Genomic DNA, 14,807 nt, shown 5'->3' with positions numbered 1-14,807 from the left:
GCCGCCCCGCTTCCTCCCGCAGGCCCCGCACGTTCCCGCACGGGCATGGTCACCAGCCCGCATGCGCTGGCCAGCGAGGCCGGACTCGAAGTGCTGCGCGCCGGCGGCAATGCGATCGAAGCGGCGATCGCAATCGGCGCAGCGCTGTCGGTCACCTGCCCGCACTTCACGGGCCTGGGCGGCGATGCGTTCTGGGTCATTGCCGACGGCGCCGGCGACGTGCGCACGTTGTCCGGCATCGGCCAAGCCGCGGCAGCACCGCCCGCCTTCGATGGGGGCATTCCCACGCGCGGACCCGCCGCCGCGCTGACCACCGCCGCCACGGTCGACACCTGGGATCGCGCCTATCGGATCAGCCGCGACAAGTGGGGCGGCACCACGCCGTGGGAAGCGCTCTTCCAGCGCGCGATCGGGCATGCCGCCGATGGATTCCCCGTCACGCCATCGCAGCGCTTCTGGCAGGAATTCCGTGCCGGACAGTGGAGCGACTGGCCCGGCTTCGCACGCGTGTTTCTGCCCGAGGGCCGCATGCCCGACGTCGGCGAGCGCTTCCGCCAGCCGCAGCTGGCGGGCAGCCTGCGCCGGATCGCCGAGCACGGCGCCCGGGACTTCTACGAGGGAGAACTGGCGTCGCGCATTGCCAACGGGCTGCGCGAGGCCGGATCGCCACTGACGGCGGCCGATCTCGCCGCCACGCGGGCCCGCGAGGAAGCGCCGCTGACGGTGCCCTATCGCGGCGGCGAACTGGTCAGCCTGCGCCCGCCGACGCAGGGCGTCACCACGCTGCAGATCATGGGAATACTCGATCGCTTCGATGTCGCGGCGGTCGCCGAAGGCAGCGCCGACTACTACCATCTGCTGGTCGAAGCGGTGAAGCAGGCCTTCATCGAGCGCGACCGCCACGTCGCCGACCCGGAGTTCGTCGACGTGCCGGCGGAGGCGATGCTGTCCCCCGCGCATCTCGACAGGCTGGCCGCGGCGATCCGGCCCGACCGTGCGCTGCCGTGGCCGCACCGCTTCCGTACCGGCGACACCGTCTACCTCGGCGCGGTCGACAGCCAGGGGCGCTGTGCCAGCGTGCTGCAGACCGTCTACTTCGACTGGGGCAGTGGCGTGATCGCCGGCGACACCGGCATCCTGTGGCACAACCGCGGCGCGGCGTTCAGCATCGAGCCCGGCCACCACAACGCGTTGCGGCCGGGCAAACGCCCCTTCCATACGCTCAATCCCGGCCTCTATCTGCGGGACGGCCGCCCGGCCCTGCTCTACGGTACCCAGGGCGCGGACGGTCAACCCCAGACGCTGGCGGCGGTGCTGACACGGATGATCGACTACGACATGGATCCGCTGGCGGCGCTGTCCCGCCCGCGCTTCCTGCTGGGCCGCACGTTCTCCGACACGCGCGACACGCTCAAGCTCGAGGCCGATGCCGGCGATGCGGTGATGGCGGAGCTGGCCGCGCGCGGCCACGAGATCAGCCCGATCCCGGCGCAGAGCCCGCTCGCCGGCCATCCCGGCGCAATCCGCATCGAGGCCGACGGCACCATCGTCGGCGCGCACGATCCGCGCAGCGACGGCATGGCGATCGGCTGCTGACGCGTACCTGTCGCGTTCAGCGCAGGACCAGCGGCGGCGACAGCCTCTGCTGTACCGCCGCGGGATGCACGGCGACCGCCTCCACCTCGGCCAGCACGCCGTAGTGCAGCGCCGGCACCGGCACCACCGCGCGCGCCGGGCGCGCGTCGCCCAGCACCTCGCGGTAGACCGCGTCGAACGCCGGCCAATGTTCGACGCCGGCCAGGTAGACGGTGACCTTGAGCACGTCCTTCCAGCCGCAGCCGCCCGCAGCCAGCGCGGCCCCGGCATTGCGCAGCGCCAGCGCGGCCTGTTCCGCCAGCGGCAGATCGGCGCGCGGCTCGCCCTGCGCGTTCAGCGGCAACTGGCCCGACACGAAGACGAGGCCCAGGCCCGTGGCGACGTGCGAATAGTGGCCGCGTGGCGTCGCCAGTGCGGGAACGTCGGGATAGGCGACAGGCTGCCCGGCGATCGCGGCGGCGTTCGGCGTCGCGCTCGGGGCCGCATTCGGAGTCGCGCTCGAAGTCGCGCTGGGAGCCGCACTCCGGGTCGCACTCGGGGTAGCGCTCGGCGTAGCGCTCGGCTTCCCCTTCGGATTCGTGCCCGCCATCGCGCTCACCATCCACTGAAGCGCGGCCACTGCGCCTCGACAACGCCGCTGCCCGCCACCACCGTGTAGGCGCCGTGCTGCGCGGCCGTCGCGCAAGCGTGGTTCGGCAGGATGCGCAGCAGCGTGCCGACCGGCAGCATCGGCGTCGCGGCCGGATCGGTGCGATGGCTGACGATGCCGTGCTCCTGATTGGCGTCGACCATCACCAGATCGGCCAGCGGCTTGCCGTCAAGATCGCAGACCAGGCCATAGCCCTGGTCGACTGGCTGCTTCGCGGTTCCGCGATCGCGCGACATCGCCATCCAACCCGCATCGGTAATCAGCCAGCCCTTCTCGCGCTGATGGCCGATGACGGTGCACAACACCGACAGCGCGATGTCCGAGGTATCGCAAACGCCGATGCCGTTCATCACCAGATCGAAGAACACGAACACCCCGGCCCGCACCTCGGTCACGCCATCGAGCGAACGCGCGTAGTGCGCGGTCGGCGTGCTGCCCACACTGACCACCGGCGCCGCATGACCGGCAGGATGCTGGGCCCCTGCTGCAGCGGCGCCGGCGCGCCTTCCGGCAGCGCCAGTCCCACGCGGTTATGCCAGTAGGTGTCGAGCCCCACCGCCGAGGTGCCGAACAGGTCGAAGCCCGAGCCCGCGACGAACAGCGTGTTGGCCGGCTCGGCACCGAGTTCCTGAAGCGCACGCCGATACGGCCGCGGATCGGGCTTGTAGAAGCCGGCGCGTTCCGAGGTCACCACCACGTCCATCGGCACGTTCAGGCGTTCGGCAGCCAGCCGGCCCAGGCGCTCCGAGCAGTTGGTCACCACGCCGAGCCGGTGCGTCGCGCGCAGGTGCTCCAGCACGTGCGCGGCGCCGCTCCACAGCGACAGCTCGGTCCAGCGTTCGTCAAGCGCGTCGGCCATCGTTGCCGGCAGCCCGGTCTCGACCGCGGCCTCGCGCACCAGCGTTTCGTACGGACGATAGGCGCCGCAGGCATAGGTGCGTTTCAGATAGGCGGCGCGCCACGCGCGGCCCGGTGCTTCGCCGCCCGCCACGCTGTTCCACAGCGTCCAGGAATCGAGCAGCGCGGTCAGCAGGTCGAACAGCACGACATCGTATTGGCGCGCGGGGTTGGCCTGGCGTGGTTGGCGTGGTTGGCTTGGTTCGCTTGTCATGGTGCGGCCCCGGTTGGAATCGATGCCACAGTGTAGGTTCGGCCCGCCGGCGGGTGGTTAATGGCATAGAATTTCTTAATTCACCTCCGGGTTAATAATGATGACGCTGAACATCGACGACCTGCGCTTCATCCTGGCGCTGGACCGGCTCGGCAGCCTCGCCGCGCTGGCGCGCGAGGAGAACGTGACGCCGCCGGCCGTGACCAAGCGGCTCAGCCAGCTCGAGGCGCGCCTGGGCATCCGGCTCGCGCTGCGCACCACGCGCCGGCTGCAGCTGACCCACGAGGGCCATCTGCTGGCGCAGCACGCGACCGGCGTGCTCCAGCAGATGCAGGCCATCGAGGAAGCGCTGCGGCAGCGCAGCCAGGCGGTGGCCGGCAAGCTGAAGGTGCATGGACCGTTCGGCTTCGGGCGCCGCTATCTCGGGCCGCTGCTGGCGCAGTTCCAGACCACGCATCCCAATCTCGAGGTGCAGCTGTACCTGTCGGACAACCTGATGCTGCCGCGCCAGCCGGTGCATGGGCGCGATGCCTTCGACGTGCTGGTCAGCATCGGCGCGATACCGGATTCGCGCTGGGTCGCGCACCGCATCGCACCGAACCGCCGCGTGCTGTGCGCCGCGCCCGAGTACCTCGCCAAGGCGCCGCCGCTGCAGCGTCCCGCCGATTTGACGCGGCACGCCTGCCTGGTGCTCAGGGAGAACGACGAGGACGTGACGCTATGGCGCTTTGCCGGGCGCGACGGCGGCAAGGAGGCTGGAAAGGAGCTGCGCAAAGGCAGCGGCAAGAGCGCCGGCGGCACCGATGCACGCGAACACACCGTGCGCGTGCGTCCGATCATGGAGAGCAACGACGGCGACGTCGTCCATCAATGGTGCCTGGCCGGCAAGGGCATCATGGCGCGGTCGGAGTGGGATGTGGCGGACAGCCTCGCCTCGGGGCGGCTGGTCGCGCTGCTGCCCGGCTACCGGCTGCCGGACGCCGACGTGATGGCGCTGGTGCCGCAATCGCGGGTGGCGTCGACGCGCACGCGGCTGTTCGTCGAGATGTTGCGCAAGGCGCTGGGGCCGCGGCCGCCATGGCGCAGCGAGCGGCGCGGCTGAACCACCGCGGCGCCTGCCGTCTCCACAAGGCGTATCACTGCTCCATCGCCGGGCAGTCGCTGCTCGGTCGCCGCTTGGTCGCCGCTCAGTAGCCGCTCAGTAGCCGCTCAGTAGCCGCTCAGTCGGCTCTCAGTCGCCGCTCTGGTGCGCGACCAGATGCAGGCGCATCACGCCGCCTTCGAAGTATTGCCCGTCGAACTGGCGCAACAGGCCCAGCGCCGCCACAAGGTCCATGTCGAAGTCCACCCATGCCCAGGGCTGCTCCGGGTCGCCGTCGCGCATGATTTCCACCGAGCGCACGGGCGCATAGGGTGCGAACTTCTCGCGCAAACGCTGTTCGGTGATCTCGCGGCGCAGGCCGCGAATCAGCACCTGCATGTCGGTCTCCTGGGGGCATGGCGCGGCGGTCCGCATGCCGCCGAGGCGGTGCACGATATTTGCCGGGCCACGAGACCACTATAGATGTTCGCGGCCGTTCCGGCTGGCAACGCCGGCGATCGCCGCCCGCCATCGCGCATCGCCCTTGATCTGGCGCAAGAACCGTAGCCGCTGCGCTCGACAACCGCGACGAGCGGGGCCGATAATCGACGCACTTCGTGCCGGCGGCCCTGCACGGCCGCTGCCGTCATCCAAGGAAATGGCAATGACTGATCCGCGCAGCAACGCGTCGTCCCCGCCTTCCACGCCGGGCGCACCGGCCGCTCCGGCCGGCGCCGCCAGTCCCGCAGCTGCCAGCAAGCGCCCGCCCTGGGGCCTGTTCGTGGCGGTGGTGGTGCTGATCGGCGTGCTGTCGCTGCCGACCCCGGCCGATCTGCCGCTCGCCGGGCACCGGATGCTCGCCATCCTTGCATTCGCGGTAGTCGTCTGGATTAGCGAGGCGGTGTCGTACGAAACCAGCGCGATCATGATCACCTCGCTGATGGCCGCGCTGATCGGCTTCGCGCCCACGGTCGAGGACGCCGGCACGCTGTATGGCACCTCGCGCGCGCTCGGCATGGCGCTGGCGGGCTTCGCCAATACCGCGCTGGCCCTGGTGGCCGCGGCGCTGTTCATCTCCGCGGCGATGACGGTCACCGGACTGGACCGCCGCATCGCCCTGGTCACGCTGTCCGCGATCGGCACCAGCACGCGCCGCATCCTGATCGGCACCATCGCGGTCACCATCGCGCTGTCGCTGGTGGTGCCGAGCGCGACCGCGCGCAGCGCCTGCGTGGTGCCGATCATGATGGGGATCATTGCGGCCTTCGGCGTCGACAAACGTTCCAATATCGCGGCCGGCATCATGATCACGGTGGCACAGGCCACCAGCATCTGGAACGTCGGCATCCAGACCGCCGCCGCACAGAACCTGCTGGCGGTGGGCTTCATGGACAAGCTGCTGGGCGAGCGCGTGACGTGGCTGCAATGGCTGATCGCCGGCGCGCCGTGGGCGCTGATCATGTCGGTGGTGCTGTATCTGCTGGTGCGCCGGCTGCTGCCGCCCGAGACCGAGGCGATTCCCGGCGGCAAGCAGGCCGTGCAGCGCGAACTGGCGGCGCTGGGGCCGATGAGCGGCCCGCAGAAGCGGCTCGCCGCGGTGTCGATCGGCCTGCTGCTGGCGTGGGCCACCGAGGGCAAGCTGCACGGCTTCGATACCGCCACCGTGACTTTCGTCGGCCTCGTGATCCTGATGCTGCCGCGCGTCGGCGTGATGGACTGGAAGACCATGCAGCAACGCACGCCCTGGGGCACGCTGATCGTCTTCGGCGTCGGCATCAGCCTCGGCACCGCGCTGCTGACCACGCAGGCCGGCCAATGGCTCGGCAAGTTCGTGGTGGCGAATTCGGGCCTGGCGACGCAAGGCCCGATCGCGGTGTTCGCCATCCTCGCCGCCTTCCTGATCGTGATCCACCTGGGCTTTGCCAGCGCCACGGCGCTGACGGCCGCGATGCTGCCGATCCTGATCTCGGTGCTGCAGACGCTGCCGGGCGATATCGACAAGGTCGGCATCACGATGCTGCTGGGCTTCACCATGAGCTTCGGTTTCATCCTGCCGATCAACGCGCCGCAGAACATGGTGTGCCTGGGCACCGATACCTTCAACGGTCGCCAGTTTGCGCGCATCGGCATTCCCGTCACGCTGGCGGGCTACGCGATGATGCTGCTGTTCGCCGCGACGTATTGGCGCTGGCTTGGCTGGATCTAGAGCCGCCCCGCCAGGGCCGGAGGTCCGGCACTCCTGCGATCTCAAGATCGCAAGATCGCAACGTCGCAACGCAAGACAACGCAAGGCAACACAAGGAGTCGAGATGAAGATCACCCTGCAGGATGCCCATCGCCTCGCCCGGCAGATCCTGGTGGCGCTCGGCGTGCCGGACGATATCGCCGACGACGTGGCCGAACACCTGGTCGAGTCCGACCGCTGCGGCTATGTCAGCCACGGCCTGTCGATGCTGCCACAGTATCGCGCCTCGGTGGAGGCCGGCAGCGTCAATCCCGAAGGCCGCGCCAGCTGCGCGATGGACCGCGGCACGCTGATGGTGTTCGACGGCAACAGCGGCTTCGGCCAGCACGTCGGCAAGCGCGTGATGCAGGCCGCCATCGAGCGTACGCGCGAGCACGGCCATTGCATCTTCACGCTGCGCCGCTCGCACCATCTCGGCCGCATGGGGTACTACGGCGAGATGGCGGCGCAGGCTCGCATGGTGCTGCTCAGCTTCACCAACGTCATCAACCGGCCGCCCGCGGTGGCGCCCTATGGCGGCAGGGTCGCGCGGCTGACCACCAATCCGCTGTGTTTCGCCGGGCCGATGCCGAATGGCCGCCCGCCGCTGGTGATGGACATCGCCACCAGTGCGATCGCCATCAACAAGGCGCGCGTGCTGGCGGAGAAAGGGGAATCCGCGCCGGAGCGCAGCGTCATCGACGCGAACGGCGAGCCCACCACCGACGCCGGCGCGATCTTCGCCGATCCGCCCGGTGCCCTGCTGCCGTTCGGCGGCCACAAGGGCTATGCGCTCGGCGTGGTCGCCGAACTGCTGGCCGGCGTGCTGTCCGGCGGCGGCACCATTCAGCCCGACAATCCGCGCGGCGGCGTGGCAACCAACAACATGTTCGCGGTGCTGCTCGATCCGCAGCTCGACCTGGGGCTGCAGTGGCAAAGCGCGGAGGTCGAATCGTTCATTCGCTACCTGCAGGAGACGCCGCCCGCGCCGGGATTCGATCGCGTGCAGTATCCCGGCGAGTACGAGGCCGAGCATCGCGCCCGCACCGGCGACACGCTCGACGTCGCTCCCGCGATCTGGCGCCATCTCGCCGCGCTGGCCGGCGATCTGGGCGTGGCGCTGCCGGGCGAGTGAAGCCCGCCACGCGGCAGGCTTCCCTGGCGTACCGGATCAGATCACGCCATCGCCCTTCAGCGCGGCAATCTCGTCGGCGGCAAAACCCCAGTCGCGCAGCACGGCCTCGGTGTCGGCACCGGGCGGCGAGGCGGGCGCCGGTTTGTCCGGCGCCGTGCGCGAGAAGCGCGGCGCCGGCGCGGGATGGGTCACGCCGGCGACGTCGATGAAGGTCTCGCGCGAGCGGTTGTGCGCGTGCGCGGGCGCCTCGTCCCAGTCCAGCACCGGCGCGAAGCAGGCATCGCTGCCTTCCATCAGCGCGCACCACTGGTCGCGCGTGCGCGTGCGGAACACCTCGGCGAGCCGGTACTTCAGTTGCGGCCAGTCGCGCGGATCGCCCTGCGTGGCAAAGGCCGGATCCTCGATGCCGCACAGCTCGATCAGCTTGCGATAGAACTGCGGCTCGAGCGCCCCGATCGCGACGTACTTGCCGTCGGCGCAGGCATAGGTGCCGTAGTACGGCGCGCCGCCGTCGAGCAGGTTCTTGCCGCGCCGGTTGCTCCAGCGGCCGGCCGCCTTGAAGCCGTACATCATGGCCGACAGCAACGCGGCGCCGTCGGTCATCGCGGCATCGACCACCTGCCCCTTGCCGCTGCGCTGGCTCTCCAGCACCGCACAGACCACGCCGAAGGCCAGCATCATCGCGCCGCCGCCGAAGTCGCCGATGTAGTTCAGCGGCACGACCGGCGGTTCGTCCGGCAGGCCGATCGCATGCAGCGCGCCGGTGATCGCGATGTAATTGATATCGTGGCCAGCCGCCTGCGCCAGCGGCCCGTGCTGGCCCCAGCCGGTCATGCGGCCATAGACGAGGCGCGCATTGCGCGCCAGGCAGACGTCCGGTCCCAGGCCCAGCCGCTCCATCACGCCGGGCCGGAAACCCTCGATCAGCACGTCGGCCTGTTCGATCAGGCGCAGCACCGTCTGCGCCGCGCCCGGCTGCTTCAGGTCGATCGCCAGCGAACGCCTCCCGCGCGCGGTCACGTCGAAGCGGACGTCCTCGGGCAACACCCCGGCGCCGCGATTGGGCCGGTCGATGCGAATCACCTCGGCGCCCATATCGGCCAGCATCATCGCGCAGAACGGCCCCGGCCCGAGGCCGACCATCTCCACCACCTTCAGTCCATGCAGCGGACCCGCCATGCCTGTCTCCCGTTGTCGTGGTATCGTCGGACGCCAACTTACCATGCAATGCCGGGCGCCGCGAACGCGCACCCCGAGGGCCCCGGGCGCCGATGGGATCGCCGGCCCCGCGCCAGCCACGCACGAGAGGAGACCATGAACGTCAGCGAAGCCATTGCCACGCGCCGCTCGATCCGCGGCTTTCTCGACAAGCCCGTGCCGCCGCAGCTGATCCGCGAGATCGTCGAGAAGGCCGCGCGCGCCCCGTCCGGTGGCAATCTGCAACCCTGGCATATCCAGGTGGTCGGGGGCGCGCCGCTGGACGAGCTCAAGGCCATCATGCGGCAGCGCGTGGTGGACGAACCGAAGGGCGAGCCCGCCGAATACCACATCTATCCGCCCGAGCTGGTATCGCCCTATCGCGAGCGCCGCTTCCAGGTCGGCGAGGACCTGTACGGCCATCTCGGCATCCCGCGCGAGGACAAGGCCGCGCGGCGCCAGCAGTTCGCCCGCAACTTCCAGTTCTTCGGCGCGCCGCTGGCGCTGTTCTGCACGGTGGACCGCCGCATGGGCCCGCCGCAATGGTCGGACCTGGGCATGTATCTGCAGAACGTGATGCTGCTGCTGTGCGAGGCGGGCCTGGACAGCTGCCCGCAGGAATGCTGGGCGATGTATCCGGAAACGATGCGCCGCTTCCTCGGCACGCCGCCCGAGCGGATGCTGTTTACCGGCATGGCGATCGGCTACGCCGATCCGGACGCTGCGGCCAATCGGCTGGTGGCGCAGCGGGCGCCGGTCGAGGAGTTTGCGCAGTTCATCGGCATCTGAGCCGGGGTCCGAGCGCTCGTCGTTACGCGAACTGCGCCGCCTGCCGCGCCGGCGCGTCGGCATGCTCGCCCGCCTGCTCGCCCGCCAGCATGCGCCATAGCGCGTGCAAGGTCGGATTGGCGCTTTGTGCCGAGCGGTAGGCGCAGATCTGCAGCGGCGAGCACCAGCTGTCGTCACCGGCCGGCACCAGCGTGCCCGCCGCCAGCGCCTGCGCGACGGTGCTGTGCGGCAACCAGGCCACGCCGTGCCCTTCGCTGGCCATCTTCAGCAACAGCATCGCCATATCGGCTTCGTAACAGCGAACCAGCCGGCGATGCGCCTGTTTCTGTTCGAGAATCGACTCGACCACGCGGCCGAGCGTGGTGTTGGCGGTATAGGCGAGGAACGGCGTCGGGCTCGATGCCTTGCCGCTGGCATCGGCCAGCGAAAAGACCGGCGCGCCGCGCGAGGTAGGCACCGATACCGGCATCAGCAGGTCGCTGCCCACCGTCAGACTGCGGAAGCGCTCGCTGTCCAGCGACACCGGCACGCGCGGATGGTTGTAGCCCAGCATCAGATCGCAATGGCCCTCGGACAACGCCACCACGGCGTCCAGCACGTTGGCGGCGACCACGCGCGCATGGAAGGTGCCCGCACGCTGCCGGCACTGCCTTAGCCAGTCCGGCAGGAACGTCAGCGACAAGGTGTGGCCAGCCGCGATCTCGATGCCCTTGTCCGGCATCGTGGCCTCGCGCCGCAGCGCCGCGCGCGCTTCGAGCAGCCGCTCGCACGCGTCGCGCGCCGTCGCGCAGAAGGCCGCGCCCGCCCGCGTCAACGCCAGCGGATAGGTATTGCGGTCGACCAGCTCTGCCCCGGCCCACTGCTCGAGCGAGCGAATGCGGCGCGACAGCGCCGACTGGGTGATATGGCGCAACTCCGCGCCGCGCGAAAAGCTGCGCGTGCGCTCCAGCACGAGCAGGTCCTCGATCCACTTCAACTGCATGGTCGTCTTCCGTCAGATGCGTGCCGGCCTCGTCGCGGGGCACGGCAGTGCGGCCGCTGGCGCCTTATTCCGTTTCCGCATGACGCCATGGCCGATCCGCATCCGCTGACGCACGGACCGTGCCTAGAATCGGCCATTCCCATCAGCGCAGTCCGCGGCCCGGCCGTGGACGCGGCATGACAGGCGCCCGGAGCCGCGCGACAAGCGGACCGCGCCAGATTCGCCATCCCGGCCCCTCCCCGGCAACGCCGCCATGGCGGCACGCCGTTGAGGCAGCCATCACGGAGTCGTCTACATCATGGTCATGCAATTGCTTCACCCCGCGCGCACCGCCACGGCGCATCCGCGCACCATCCTGAACACCGCCCGCCGCCAGGCGCTGCGGCTCGCCGCCGTGGCGGCAGTGGCAATGGCCGCCGCTGCCGGCGCACCCGCAGCGCTTGCCGAGTACCCGGATCGTCCGATCCAGCTGGTGCTGTCATTCCCGCCCGCCGGCGCCACCGATGTGCTGGCGCGCGCGGTCGGCCAACGCCTGTCCCAGCAGTTGCAGCAGCCAGTGGTGGTCGAGAACCGGCCGGGCGCGGGCGGCGCGATCGGCCTGGCCTATGCCGCCAAGGCGGCGCCCGATGGCTACACGCTGTACCTTGCCGCCGTCAGCAATGCGGCGATCGCCGCCGCCACCTATTCGAGCCAGCCCGCCGACCTCGCCAGGGACTTCGTGCCGATCGCCGGCATCGGCAACGTGCCGCACATCCTGGTGGTGCCCGCGACGCTGCCGGTCAGGACCGTGCCGGACCTGGTCAAGTATCTGCAAGGCGCGCCCGGCAAGTACAACTTCGCCTCGCAGGGCAACGGCACGCTGTCGCATCTGGAGTCCGAACTGTTCCGGCTGCGCACGGGCGTCGACGTGGTGCACGTGCCGTACAAGGGAAGTGCATTCGCGCTGCCCGACCTGATGGCGGGCCGCTCGGCCATGATGTTCGACAGCATCCCTTCCGCGCTGCCGCACGTCAGATCCGGCAAGCTGAGGCTGCTGGCGGTGGCCTCCGAGCGCCGCGTCGGCTCGCTGCCGGACGCGCCGACCATGGCGGAGGCAGGCATCCGCGACTTCGGGGTCAACAACCTGTTCGGCCTCGTTGCGCCAAAGGGCACACCGCCCGCCGTGGTGCAGAAGCTGGCCGCCGCCACCAAGGCCGCGCTGACGATGCCCGACCTGGTGCAATCGCTCGAAACGCAGGGCGTGCAGGTGCAATTCACGCCGAGCGACGCCTTCGCTCGGATGATCGGCGAGGAAATGCGGACCTGGAGCAAGGTCGCCCAGGCGGCGAAGGTCAGGATCGACTGACGCCCGAACGCCGCACGCCGCCGCGGGCGCTCGGGCAAATGCCCAGCGCCCGTTCCCCGATCGCTTCCATTGCACATCCGATGACTTCCTTCCTGAACTTCCCCTACCGCTCGCAGCGCGCGCCCGTGCTGGCCGACAACGTGGTGGCCACCTCGCAGCCGCTGGCTGCGGCCGCCGGGCTGCGCATGCTCGCGCGCGGCGGCAACGCCGTCGATGCCGCGCTGGCCACCGCGATCACGCTGACCGTGGTCGAGCCCTGCATGAACGGCATCGGCGGCGACGCCTTTGCGCTGATCTGGGACGGCAACAAGCTGCATGGCCTGAACGCGTCGGGCCGCGCACCGCGGGCGTGGACGCCCGAGTCCTTTTCCCGCTACGACGCGATGCCGTTCAAGGGCTGGGACAGCGTGACGGTGCCCGGCGTGGTGTCCGGCTGGCGCACCGCCTGGGACAAGTTCGGCTCGTTGCCGTTCGAGGATCTGTTCGAGCCGGCGCTCGAATACGCGCGCAACGGCTTCGTGGTCTCGCCTACGGTCCACCGCCAATGGCAGTCCCAGATCCCGGTGCTGGAAAGCCAGCCGGGCTTTGCCGAAGCGTTCGCGCCGCGCGGCCGCGCGCCGCTGCCGGGAGAACGCTTCGTCTGCCCCGGCCAGGCCGACACGCTCGAGCGCATCGCCCGCAGCGGCGGCGAAGACTTCTATCACGGCGAACTGGCCGCGCGCATCGCCGCGCATGCGCGCGCCACCGGCGGCCGCATCGATGAAGCCGATCTCGCCGCGCATCGAACCGACTGGGTCGAGCCGATCCAGATGCGCTACCGCGATCTGACGCTGCACGAGATCGGTCCGAACGGACAGGGCATCGGTGCCTTGATGGCGCTGGGCATGCTCGACCAATGGGACGTGGCGTCTGCCGGCGTCGATTCGGCCCGGACCATGCACCTGCAGATCGAAGCGATGAAACTGGCCTTCGCGGATCTGCACGCCTATGTGGCGGATGCCGACGCGATGCGCACGGTCACCGCGCGCGACCTGCTCGATCCCGGCTATCTGAGCGAGCGCGCCCGCGCCATCGATCCCGCCAGGGCGAGCTATCCGGGCCCCGGCAAGCCGCACAGCGGCGGCACCGTCTATCTGACCGCGGCCGATCAGAGCGGCATGATGGTGTCGTTCATCCAGTCCAACTTCAAGGGCTTCGGCTCCGGCGTGGTGGTACCAGGTACCGGCATCGCGCTGCACAACCGCGGCTGGGGCTTCACGCTGCAGCCCGGACATCCGAACCAGGTCGCACCCGGCAAGCGCCCCTTCCATACGATCATTCCGGGCTTCCTGATGCGCCAGGGCGCGCCGCTGGCTGCGTTCGGCGTAATGGGCGGCTCGATGCAGGCGCAGGGCCACGTGCAGATGACGAGCCGGCTGGCGGACTTCCACCAGAACCCGCAGGTCGCCTGCGACGCGCCGCGCTGGCGGGTGATGGACGACAACGCGGGCGTCGCGGTGGAGGCGCACTGCCCGGCGGAAACGGTGCAGGCCCTGCGTGCGATGGGCCATGCGGTTCAGGTGGCGCCGGCCGACAGCCTCGAATTTGGCGGCGCACAGATGGCGATGCGGCTGCCACAGGGGTATGCCGCGGCGTCGGATCATCGCAAGGACGGTTATCCGCTGGGGTTCTAGCGCGCAGCGCGACGGGCCCGCCCGCCTTGGGTAACGGGTCGGCGTTATGATGGCGGCATTCTCAACCATCGGTTGCCGATCATGGACAAGGCCCGCGTTCTTACCCTGTTTATCGGCGTGGTGCGCGCCGGCAGCTTCCGCCGTGCGGCGGTGGAGGCCGGCGTCACGCCGCAGGCCGTCAGCAAGGCCGTGCGCACGTTGGAGTCCGACCTCGGCGTCCGCCTGCTGCACCGGACCACGCGCAAGCTGAGCCTGACGACCGAAGGCGCGCGGCTGTTCGAGCTGGCGGCGCCGGGCATGCGCCAGCTCGACGAGGCACTCGAGCAGATCCGCAGCAGCAGGAGCGAGAACGACGGCACGATCCGGCTGACCGCGCCGCCATCGCTGGGTAGCCGCGTGCTGGTGCCGCTGATGCACGGCTTTCGGGAACGGTATCCGGGCATCGTGTTCGACGTGGTGCTGACCGACCTCTTCACCGACCTGGTCGAATCCCGCATCGATGTCGGCTTTCGCGTCGGCACCAGCCCGGGCCAGAACCTGGTGGCACGGCGGCTGTGCGATGTGCCGTTGATCATCTGCGCGTCGCCCGAATACCTGGCGCGCCACGGCGAGCCGGCCACGCCCGAGGCGCTGCTGCAACACCGGTGCACCGGCTTTCGTCGCGCCTCGACCGGTCGCATGGTGCCATGGGAGCTGCAGGTGGATGGCAATCTGGTCTACCAGGAAGTGCCGACGGTCGCCAGCTTCAACGACCTGGACACCGAGGTCGAAGCGGTGCGCGCCGGCATCGGCATCGGCCAGCTGCTCGCCTACATGGTCCACGACGATCTGGTCCGTGGCCGTCTCAAGCCGATCCTGACCGACTACACCAGCAGCAACGTCGGCCTGTACATGTATTTTCCCCATCGCACGCAAATGCCGGCGCGCGTCCGCCGATTCATCGATTTCGTGGTCGAGGCGAGCCGCGGCGCTGAGCAGTCGCTATCCAGGCTGGTCGGGCTGGCCTCCTGACGTTTCGCCCCCAC

Annotated in this window: 13 protein-coding genes and 1 pseudogene; 8 read left to right on the top strand and 6 right to left on the bottom strand. The window is 69.9% G+C overall.

The annotated features are described in order from the left end of the window. The first annotated feature begins 45 nt into the window (after positions 1–45). Complete coding sequence (locus KZ686_RS23150) at positions 46–1,596, top strand: gamma-glutamyltransferase family protein (RefSeq protein ID WP_265633799.1); 1,551 nt, start codon at positions 46–48, stop codon at positions 1,594–1,596. Between the two features lie 16 nt (positions 1,597–1,612). On the opposite strand, the gene KZ686_RS23145 is transcribed toward KZ686_RS23150, so the two are convergent. The 3 genes and pseudogenes from KZ686_RS23145 to KZ686_RS23135 all read right to left on the bottom strand — a co-directional run bounded on the left by KZ686_RS23145 (position 1,613) and on the right by KZ686_RS23135 (position 3,356). Beyond that, on the bottom strand, positions 1,613–2,047 hold the full coding sequence (locus tag KZ686_RS23145; RefSeq protein ID WP_223819723.1) for a RidA family protein: 435 nt from the start codon (positions 2,045–2,047) through the stop codon (positions 1,613–1,615). A 143-nt stretch (positions 2,048–2,190) separates the two neighbouring features. Continuing rightward, positions 2,191–2,751: pseudogene (locus tag KZ686_RS23140) on the bottom strand (DSD1 family PLP-dependent enzyme); the annotation flags it as partial. Then, positions 2,637–3,356 carry an HAD family hydrolase gene (locus tag KZ686_RS23135; RefSeq protein WP_407648575.1) on the bottom strand — a complete coding sequence of 240 codons (720 nt, stop codon included), beginning with the start codon at positions 3,354–3,356 and terminating at the stop codon, positions 2,637–2,639. The gene KZ686_RS23135 and the pseudogene KZ686_RS23140, both read right to left, overlap by 115 nt. Before the next feature lie 97 nt (positions 3,357–3,453). Here KZ686_RS23135 and KZ686_RS23130 point away from each other — a divergent pair, with 97 nt between their 5' ends. Continuing rightward, a complete protein-coding gene (locus KZ686_RS23130) occupies positions 3,454–4,458 on the top strand; it encodes a LysR family transcriptional regulator (protein ID WP_265633798.1) in 1,005 nt (334 codons plus the stop codon). Between the two features lie 129 nt (positions 4,459–4,587). Here the strand turns inward: KZ686_RS23130 and KZ686_RS23125 are convergent, their stop codons facing one another. Beyond that, positions 4,588–4,836, bottom strand: coding sequence for an RNA recognition motif domain-containing protein (locus KZ686_RS23125; RefSeq protein WP_265633797.1), 249 nt, complete (start codon positions 4,834–4,836; stop codon positions 4,588–4,590). 265 nt (positions 4,837–5,101) lie between these two features. Here KZ686_RS23125 and KZ686_RS23120 point away from each other — a divergent pair, with 265 nt between their 5' ends. Next, a complete protein-coding gene (locus tag KZ686_RS23120; RefSeq protein ID WP_265633796.1) occupies positions 5,102–6,643 on the top strand; it encodes a DASS family sodium-coupled anion symporter in 1,542 nt (513 codons plus the stop codon). 103 nt (positions 6,644–6,746) lie between these two features. Further along, positions 6,747–7,796, top strand: a complete 1,050-nt coding sequence (locus KZ686_RS23115; protein WP_265633795.1) for an Ldh family oxidoreductase — start codon at positions 6,747–6,749, stop codon at positions 7,794–7,796. Positions 7,797–7,832: 36 nt separating this feature from the next. Here the strand turns inward: KZ686_RS23115 and KZ686_RS23110 are convergent, their stop codons facing one another. Beyond that, positions 7,833–8,975: a CaiB/BaiF CoA transferase family protein gene (locus KZ686_RS23110; protein ID WP_265633794.1), complete on the bottom strand. Its 1,143-nt coding sequence runs from the start codon at positions 8,973–8,975 to the stop codon at positions 7,833–7,835. 135 nt (positions 8,976–9,110) lie between these two features. Between KZ686_RS23110 and KZ686_RS23105 the strand changes: the two genes are divergently transcribed. Then, positions 9,111–9,782 carry a nitroreductase gene (locus KZ686_RS23105; RefSeq protein ID WP_265633793.1) on the top strand — a complete coding sequence of 224 codons (672 nt, stop codon included), beginning with the start codon at positions 9,111–9,113 and terminating at the stop codon, positions 9,780–9,782. A gap of 22 nt (positions 9,783–9,804) precedes the next feature. Here KZ686_RS23105 and KZ686_RS23100 read toward each other — a convergent pair whose 3' ends face one another. Further along, complete coding sequence (locus KZ686_RS23100) at positions 9,805–10,764, bottom strand: LysR substrate-binding domain-containing protein (protein ID WP_226105936.1); 960 nt, start codon at positions 10,762–10,764, stop codon at positions 9,805–9,807. Between the two features lie 304 nt (positions 10,765–11,068). On the opposite strand from KZ686_RS23100, the gene KZ686_RS23095 reads away from it, so the two are divergent. From KZ686_RS23095 to KZ686_RS23085, 3 genes are all read left to right on the top strand, one after another. Continuing rightward, positions 11,069–12,109, top strand: coding sequence for a Bug family tripartite tricarboxylate transporter substrate binding protein (locus KZ686_RS23095; RefSeq protein ID WP_157071895.1), 1,041 nt, complete (start codon positions 11,069–11,071; stop codon positions 12,107–12,109). Positions 12,110–12,189: 80 nt separating this feature from the next. Next, positions 12,190–13,782: a gamma-glutamyltransferase family protein gene (locus tag KZ686_RS23090; RefSeq protein ID WP_265633792.1), complete on the top strand. Its 1,593-nt coding sequence runs from the start codon at positions 12,190–12,192 to the stop codon at positions 13,780–13,782. An 81-nt stretch (positions 13,783–13,863) separates the two neighbouring features. After that, on the top strand, positions 13,864–14,793 hold the full coding sequence (locus tag KZ686_RS23085) for a LysR family transcriptional regulator (protein WP_226105940.1): 930 nt from the start codon (positions 13,864–13,866) through the stop codon (positions 14,791–14,793). Positions 14,794–14,807 lie beyond the last annotated feature (14 nt).

Source organism: Cupriavidus cauae, assembly GCF_026210475.1.
Classification (GTDB): domain Bacteria; phylum Pseudomonadota; class Gammaproteobacteria; order Burkholderiales; family Burkholderiaceae; genus Cupriavidus; species Cupriavidus cauae.
The sequence above is the reverse complement of the archived record's forward strand: the minus strand, read 5'-3'. Positions and strand labels throughout refer to the sequence as shown.

Excerpts from the sequence above, each read along its gene's own strand:
- KZ686_RS23150 (WP_265633799.1), top strand. The coding sequence starts at position 46 with ATGGTCACCAGCCCGCATGCGCTGGCCAGCGAGGCCGGACTCGAAGTG.
- KZ686_RS23135 (WP_407648575.1), bottom strand. The coding sequence starts at position 3,356 with ATGACAAGCGAACCAAGCCAACCACGCCAACCACGCCAGGCCAACCCC.
- KZ686_RS23130 (WP_265633798.1), top strand. The coding sequence starts at position 3,454 with ATGATGACGCTGAACATCGACGACCTGCGCTTCATCCTGGCGCTGGAC.
- KZ686_RS23125 (WP_265633797.1), bottom strand. The coding sequence starts at position 4,836 with ATGCAGGTGCTGATTCGCGGCCTGCGCCGCGAGATCACCGAACAGCGT.
- KZ686_RS23120 (WP_265633796.1), top strand. The coding sequence starts at position 5,102 with ATGACTGATCCGCGCAGCAACGCGTCGTCCCCGCCTTCCACGCCGGGC.
- KZ686_RS23115 (WP_265633795.1), top strand. The coding sequence starts at position 6,747 with ATGAAGATCACCCTGCAGGATGCCCATCGCCTCGCCCGGCAGATCCTG.
- KZ686_RS23110 (WP_265633794.1), bottom strand. The coding sequence starts at position 8,975 with ATGGCGGGTCCGCTGCATGGACTGAAGGTGGTGGAGATGGTCGGCCTC.
- KZ686_RS23105 (WP_265633793.1), top strand. The coding sequence starts at position 9,111 with ATGAACGTCAGCGAAGCCATTGCCACGCGCCGCTCGATCCGCGGCTTT.
- KZ686_RS23100 (WP_226105936.1), bottom strand. The coding sequence starts at position 10,764 with ATGCAGTTGAAGTGGATCGAGGACCTGCTCGTGCTGGAGCGCACGCGC.
- KZ686_RS23095 (WP_157071895.1), top strand. The coding sequence starts at position 11,069 with ATGCAATTGCTTCACCCCGCGCGCACCGCCACGGCGCATCCGCGCACC.
- KZ686_RS23090 (WP_265633792.1), top strand. The coding sequence starts at position 12,190 with ATGACTTCCTTCCTGAACTTCCCCTACCGCTCGCAGCGCGCGCCCGTG.
- KZ686_RS23085 (WP_226105940.1), top strand. The coding sequence starts at position 13,864 with ATGGACAAGGCCCGCGTTCTTACCCTGTTTATCGGCGTGGTGCGCGCC.